At 67.7% G+C, this 725-nt stretch carries 1 protein-coding gene; it reads right to left on the bottom strand.

Translation table 11 applies throughout. The features are described from left to right. A partial coding sequence (locus KY501_RS52885; protein ID WP_224373260.1) for a hypothetical protein occupies positions 1 to 725 on the bottom strand: 725 nt, incomplete at both ends.

Genomic DNA, 725 nt, shown 5'->3' with positions numbered 1-725 from the left:
GGGCCGTTCACGTTGATGACGCCGCCGGCGCAGCTCCCGAACGAGGTGTTGATCACGGAGAGCTGGCCCACGGTTCCGTCTGCGGTCGCCGCGTTGCCGAGGATGCACTCCGCCGTGGTCCCCGAGTACTTGTCGTTGCTCACCTGGCCGTCGAGCACCGTCCCAATGTGGTGGATGCGGGCCGCGCCGACCACTGAGTTGCCGGTGGTCCTGTAGTAGGCGACAGGGCCGACCAGCGTGACGTTGCCGCAACCGTCGACCACGTTGTTCTGCAGGTCGATGGAGCGGGCGTTGCTCCCCTGCATCTGCTCCACAACGCCACCGCTCGAGGACATGCTTACGGAGTTGTCTCGGGCGACGACGGAGCCAGCGCGGTTGAGAACGAGGGCGCGCGCGTTGGCCACAGTCTGCGCAAAGCGGTTGCGGCGCACGAGGAGGCCAACGTCCGTGTAGATGCCGAAGGCACGCGTGACACTCGCCCCATAGGCAAACTGTTGGACAGTCAGTCGGCCTTCGCTCGAGCCCGCGGTCGCCACAGGCGGCCCGTCCAGGATCCAGGCAGCGTTGGCCAGTGCGGTGGCCGCCGGGGTGCTGATGGGCGTGGGGGCCATGGACAGCATGCCGTTGATCGTCGTCCCGACCTCCCGGATTGCATACGAGGCGCCGACAGTGGGCGCCTGGCCGGTGACGACGCCGGGGAGGGTGAGGACTGTCGCGGTGTTGTC

This window comes from Hyalangium versicolor (assembly GCF_020103695.1).
GTDB classification, from domain to species: Bacteria; Myxococcota; Myxococcia; order Myxococcales; family Myxococcaceae; genus Hyalangium; species Hyalangium versicolor.
The sequence above is the reverse complement of the archived record's forward strand: the minus strand, read 5'-3'. Positions and strand labels throughout refer to the sequence as shown.